We start from the raw sequence: 940 nt of genomic DNA on the forward strand, positions 1-940 counted from the left end.
GATGGCCACGCCGATCACCTTGGTGGCGCGCGCAGTACGCACCTTGACCGGCTCGCGCTTGGGCAGGTTGACGATCTGGTCGTCGACCGGGCCGACCTTGGTGTCGGGCGTGCCGCAGATTTCGATCAGCAAGGCGGTGATGCGCTCGATGTGTTCGACCACGGTGGCGAAATCAACACCGCGCTCGAAGCGATGCGCCGCATCGGTCGAGAAGTTGTAGCGGCGTGCGCGGCCCTGGATCGCTTGCGGGAACCAGAATGCGGCTTCCAGATAAATATTCGTGGTCTCGAGCGAAACTGACGTGGCGTCGCCGCCCATGATGCCGGCCAGCGATTCGAGTTCCTTGTCGTCGGCGATCACACCGACCCATTCGTCGACTTCAACGGTATTGCCGTTGAGGAGCTTGATCTGTTCGCCCTTCTTGCCCCAGCGCACATCGAGACTGCCATGGATCTTGTCGAGGTCGAACACGTGCGACGGACGGCCGAGTTCCAGCATGACGTAGTTGGAGATATCGACCAGCGCCGAGATCGGACGCTGACCGCTGCGCTCAAGGCGCTGCTTCATCCATTGCGGCGTTGCCGCCTTGGCGTTCAGGCCGCGGATCACGCGACCGGCAAAACGGCCGCACAGATCCGGCGCGGAAATCCTGACCGGCAGTTTTTCGTCGAGATTGACGGCGACCGTCTGGAACGTCGGTTGCTTCAGCGGGGTATCGGTCAAGGCCGACACTTCGCGCGCCACGCCGAGCACGGACAGGCAATCGGCCTTGTTCGGGGTCAGCTTGATGGTGAACTTGAGGTCGTTGAGCAGGAAGTAATCGCGGAAATTCTGGCCGACCGGCGCATCGTCAGGCAACTCGAGCAGGCCGCCATGGTCTTCCGACAGCTTCAGTTCGCGCGCGGAGCACGGTACGCACTGCACCGCCGAAGTAATGCAG

At 62.2% G+C, this 940-nt stretch carries 1 protein-coding gene; it reads right to left on the reverse strand.

From position 1 onward, the window contains the following. On the reverse strand, window positions 1–940 hold a 940-nt coding region (locus HLUSI_RS0111145), incomplete at both ends, for a phenylalanine--tRNA ligase subunit beta (protein ID WP_016834063.1).

Origin of the sequence: Herbaspirillum lusitanum P6-12 (assembly GCF_000256565.1) — a bacterium.
GTDB classification, from domain to species: domain Bacteria; phylum Pseudomonadota; class Gammaproteobacteria; order Burkholderiales; family Burkholderiaceae_D; genus Herbaspirillum; species Herbaspirillum lusitanum.